The organism is Nonomuraea rhizosphaerae (genome assembly GCF_019396405.1).
Classification (GTDB): Bacteria; Actinomycetota; Actinomycetes; order Streptosporangiales; family Streptosporangiaceae; genus Nonomuraea; species Nonomuraea rhizosphaerae.
Window position 1 is genome coordinate 1 of the sequence record NZ_JAHKRL010000015.1, and the last position, 5126, is coordinate 5126.

A 5126-nucleotide genomic window follows, 5' to 3' on the forward strand; every position below is an offset into this window, starting at 1 on the left:
CGCCCCCCGCTCCCGCCGCCCGCGCTGGCCGCCGTCTTCGGGTACGGAGTGGCGGCCGTCGCGGTCATCGCCCTGGTGCTGATCTTCCTGGCGGCCTGATGCCACGCTCACTTTCAGCGGCGGTGTGATGTCCAGGGCAGGGGAGATCTGGGACCCCGGACTGCAGAGCGAGCGGACCCGGCTGGCCTGGGTCCGCACCGCGGTCGCGCTGGCCACCGGCGGGCTCGGCGCCGTCGGGCTGTCGTTCCGCCACGGCCTGCCGCCGGCCGCCGTCCTAGCCTTCGCCCCCGCCGCGCTGTGCGGGGCCGCCCTCCTGCTCCGTACCGGCAGGCGCTTCCACCGCGTCCAGGAGGCGCTGCACGGTGGCCGGCCCGTCGACTCGGGCGCGGACGCGCTGCTGGCCTGGCTCGGCACCCTGAGTGTGGTTGCCGGAGCCCTTGTCTTCGTCATGGTTGTGTCGTAAGCGGTTGCGGTTCCTCCGATCGCGGGATGACACTCGAAGGAGGGGGTGTGACTCATGGAAGAGGAGTTCAGAAGCCTGCCGTTCGAGTGCCGCGGATGCTGGCACGTGTGGGAAGCGGACTATCTGGTCAGGCACGGCGAGGACCGTCACGGCAACGAGCACGAGACGTGGATGCTCGCGGGCTCGCCGGTGGCCCCGCCGCCGTCCGGGACCGACTGCCCGCGGTGCGGCTGCCAGCAGGCGATCGTGTTCCCGGCGGGGTATCTCAGCAGGCATCCGGAGCTGCGGACGCAGGCCGGTCCCGTGGCGCCCGACGCGACGCCGCTGCTCAGCCCGGTGCCGAAGCGTTTTTTCGGGCTTTAACCTGACAGTAGGTGAGCATTTCATAGCCCTAGGTGTCATAAGTCCCGTCTTGCGGGCCCCGCGAGGCGGGACGGACACTTGAGGCGGATGGCGGTACGTGACCGGGGGTGGTCCTGGTGCACGACGGGTACGACACCCGCGAGACATGGCCTTTCGAGTGCCTGAGCTGCCTGCACGTATGGCAGGAGGAGTATGTCGTCCGGCACGTCACGGACGACTACGGCAACGAGATCACGCTCTGGCAGCGCTCCGGCGTGACCGTGCAGCCGCCCTCGTCCGACACCTGTTGTCCGGGCTGCGGGGCCTACCACGTCACGTCGTTCCCCACGGGATACCTGTCCCGCCACCCCGAGCTGGTGCCCGCGCCGGTGCCGGAGCCCGTGGCGGAGGCGCGCGTCGTACCCGTCGTGGCGAGGCGGGATCCCACGGCGCGGGCACCTTTGCCGGCGCGGCTGCTGCTGGCCGTCGGGGTGCCGGTGGCGCTGTTCGTGGCGTACGAGCTGTACGAGAACGCGATCCGCGTGGCGCACTCGCACTGACCCTCGCTCAGGGGGCGTGACGGCGGTGGTGCACGCGCCGTAGCCCCTGATGCGCAGATCGTGTCGTCCAGGGTGCGTTAGAGCCCGATCGAGGGCCTGTCCGCCCCGAAATGTGCTGGATTGTCGGCCGGATTCTGGCAAGTCGATGGTCTTCTCGGCGGCGTGATCGCTGTTTACACTCTGATCGGAATCGAGCCGCCCCGCACGGGCGGCCCGTTTCCGCTCGTCACAGCCCACCGGGGAGGGTCAGTGATCTCTCCGGCGTGTCCTGAGACGGGGTGACATGACGCCTCCCGGCGGCGTGGCGAGTCCACGCAGCCCTCGACGAGGAGGATCTTCGTGTTATCCCGGTTATCCCGTGTACGCCGGCTGGCATCGGTCGCCGCCGGCCTGAGCGTCGTCGCGGTCATGAGCCCGGCGCCGGCGCTCGCCACTCCCACCCCGCCTCCTTCCAAGTGGAAGGCCACCCAGCTCACCGGCGCCGAGGTCGTGGAAGGCGCCAAGTCCCCGACGGGCAAGCTCGCCAAGAGCGACCAGGCGCTGCTCAAGGCCACCTCACCCGCTCCCGTCAACGTCATGGTGAAGCTCGACTACGACTCCCTCGCCGCCTACCGCGGCGGGCTGCCGGGCCTGCCCGGCACCAGCCCCGCCGTCACCGGCAAGGCGCTCGACACCAGGAGCGCCGAGGCCAAGAAGTACGACCAGCACATCGCGCAGGTCGAGAACGAGTTCCTGGGCCAGCTCGCGGCGAAGGTCCCCGGCGCCGTGGTCGGCCAGCGGATCAGGACCGTCTACGGCGGCATCGCCCTCAGGGTCCCCGGCGACAAGGCGGCCGAGCTGCTGAAACTGCCCGGGGCGGTGGCCGTGCAGGAGGACAAGCCGCAGCAGCTGCTCACCGACTCCAGCCCGGCCTTCATCGGCGCGAACACGATCTACAACCAGCTCGGCGGCAGCAACTCCTCCGGCAAGGGCGTGATCGTGGGCGTGCTGGACAGCGGCGCCTGGCCCGAGCACCCGCAGTTCGCCGGCCCCGCGGGGCTGCCCGCCCCAGGCCCCACCAAGGACGGCACCCCCCGCGAGTGCGACTTCGGCGACAACCCGCTGACCCCCGCCAGCGACCCGTTCGTCTGCAACAACAAGCTGATCGGCGGCCGGGCGTTCCTGGAGACGTACAACGCCGTCATCGGCGGCGACGTCTACCCCGACAGCGCCCGCGACTCCAACGGCCACGGCACCCACACCGCCACCACCTCGGCCGGCGGCCCGGTGGCCAACGCCAACCCGCTGGGCATCAACCGCGGCCCCATCCACGGCATCGCGCCCGCGGCCGAGGTCTCGGTCTACAAGGTCTGCGGCGCCGAGGGATGCTTCCCCTCCGACTCCGCCGCGGCTGTGGCACGTGCCATCCTGGACGGCGTACGGGTGATCAACTTCTCGATCTCCGGCGGCTCCGACCCCTACAGCGACCCGGTCGAGCTGGCCTTCCTCGACGCGTACGCGGCCGGCGTGCTGGTCTCGGCGTCGGCGGGCAACTCCGGCCCCGGCGCCAACACCACCGACCACCGCAGCCCCTGGGTGACCACGGTGGCGGCCTCCTCGCAGACCAGGACGTTCCAGTCCACGCTCACCCTGACCGGCGGCGGCGCGACGGCGAAGATCACCGGCAGCTCCGTCACCCCGGGCCTGAACACCGCGGCTCCGGTCGTGCTGGCCTCGGCGCCGCCGTACAACCGTCCGCTGTGCGACGTCCCGGCGCCGCCGGGGATCTTCGCCGGGAAGGTCGTCGCGTGCGAGCGCGGCCCCAACCGGGTGCTGAAGAGCTTCAACGTCCAGCAGGGCGGGGCCGTGGGGATGATCCTCTACAACTCCTTCCCGTTCGACATCTTCACCGACGCCCACTGGGTCCCGTCGGTGCACATCGACAAGCCGGGCACCGACACGCTGATGGCGTTCCTGACGGCGCACCCGGGCGCGACCGCGACGATCAGCCAGGGGGCCAAGGCGACCTGGCAGGGCGACGCGATCACGTACTTCTCCTCACGCGGTCCCGGCGGCGACTTCCTCAAGCCGGACGTGACCGCGCCGGGCATCCACATCCTGGCGGGCATGACGCCGACCCCCGAGTCACCGCTCGAAGGGCCGCCGGGCAACCTGTACCAGGTCATCCAGGGCACCTCGATGTCCGCGCCGCACGTGACGGGCGCGGCGGCGCTGGTGTTCGCGCTGCACCCGAACTGGACGCCGGGACAGGTCAAGTCCGCGCTGGAGACGACCGCCAAGACCTCGGTCACCAAGCAGGACCGCACCACCCCGGCCGACCCGTTCGACATGGGCGGCGGGCGCATCGACCTGACCAAGGCCGGTGACCCCGGCCTGACCCTGGACGAGACGGCGGCCAACTTCCTCGCCTCGGCCGCCGACCCGCTCAACCGGATCGACCTGAACCTGCCCTCGGTGAACGCGGCGACCATGCCGGGCATCATCACCGCCAAGCGGACGGTCACCAACACCACCAACAAGACGCTCAAGTTCAACACCTCGGCCACGACCGTCAGCGGCGCCAACATCACGGTGCTGCCGCCGTCGTTCACGGTCGCGCCGGGCAAGAGCGCCAAGCTGACCATCGTCATCACCGCCCCCGAACTGCCCGACGGGCAGTACTTCGGGCAGGTCAACCTCAAGCAGTCGGGCGGCTCGCGCGCGCTGCACCTGCCGGTGGCCTTCTTCCGTCAGGAGGGCGCGGTGCCGGTCGACCAGACCTGCGTGCCGTCCGCCATCCCGCGGAACACCGGTGAGTCCACCTGCACCGTCACGGTGCAGAACAACACGCTGGAGAACACCGAGGTGACCGCGCTCAGCACGCTGGACGCCCGCCTGCGGCTCAACAGCGTCACCGGCGCCACCAAGGTCGGCACCCAGATCGCCACGACCAAGGTGACGCTGCCCGGCCGGCAGCCGGACCGCCCGACGATCGCGCCGGGCGCCGGACCCGCCGGGTACCTCCCGCTGGACATCTTCGGCATCGCGCCGATCCCGATCGGTGACGAGCAGGCGCTGAACTTCACGGTGCCGCCGTTCCAGTTCGCTGGGAAGACCTACAGCAGGATCGGCGTGACCTCCAACGGCTACAGCGTCGCCGGCGGCAGCAACGGGGCGGACGACATCGCGTTCAACCCGCAGACGCTGCCCGACCCGGCGCGGCCGAACGCCGTGCTCGCCTCCTACTGGACCGACCTCGACGGCACCGGCGCGCCCGGCATCCTCGCCGGGACGCTGACCGACGGGGTCAGCACCTGGCTGGTGCTGGAGTGGCGGGTCAACCTGTTCGGCACCTCCGACGTCAAGGTGTTCCAGCAGTGGATCGGGCTCAACGGCGTGGAGGACATCAGCTACGCCTACGACCCCGGCAACCTGCCCGGCGCGCCGCCCGCGGGCTTCGGGCTGACCGTCGGCGCCGAGAACGACGAGGGCACGGCGGGCGACCAGATCACCGGTCCGCCCACCGAGGACCTCGTCGTCCACAGCACGCCGGGCGCTCCCGGCGGGACGCTGACCTACTCGATGAAGATCAAGGGGGTCAGCTCCGGGACCGGCAGGGTCACGACCGCCACCTCCACGGAACAGGTGAGGGGGATCACGGTCGAAGTGGACAAGATCACCGTCCAGTGAGTCAGTGATCGGATGAACGGGCCGCGGGCGGTCACCACCGCCCGCCGCCCGTGTCACCCGCGGCCCTCATGGCCGCGGTCCTGCTCCTCGGC

Annotated in this window: 4 protein-coding genes; all 4 read left to right on the top strand. The window is 70.9% G+C overall.

All coding sequences use genetic code 11. The annotated features are described in order from the left end of the window. The first annotated feature begins 127 nt into the window (after positions 1 to 127). The 4 genes from KME77_RS00800 to KME77_RS29690 all read left to right on the top strand — a co-directional run bounded on the left by KME77_RS00800 (position 128) and on the right by KME77_RS29690 (position 5034). On the top strand, positions 128 to 463 hold the full coding sequence (locus KME77_RS00800) for a DUF202 domain-containing protein (RefSeq protein ID WP_219460269.1): 336 nt from the start codon (positions 128 to 130) through the stop codon (positions 461 to 463). A gap of 54 nt (positions 464 to 517) precedes the next feature. Next, positions 518 to 826 carry a hypothetical protein gene (locus tag KME77_RS00805; RefSeq protein WP_219460272.1) on the top strand — a complete coding sequence of 103 codons (309 nt, stop codon included), beginning with the start codon at positions 518 to 520 and terminating at the stop codon, positions 824 to 826. Between the two features lie 116 nt (positions 827 to 942). Further along, complete coding sequence (locus KME77_RS00810; RefSeq protein WP_219460275.1) at positions 943 to 1365, top strand: hypothetical protein; 423 nt, start codon at positions 943 to 945, stop codon at positions 1363 to 1365. Between the two features lie 339 nt (positions 1366 to 1704). Next, positions 1705 to 5034: a S8 family serine peptidase gene (locus KME77_RS29690; protein ID WP_308250481.1), complete on the top strand. Its 3330-nt coding sequence runs from the start codon at positions 1705 to 1707 to the stop codon at positions 5032 to 5034. Positions 5035 to 5126: the final 92 nt, after the last annotated feature.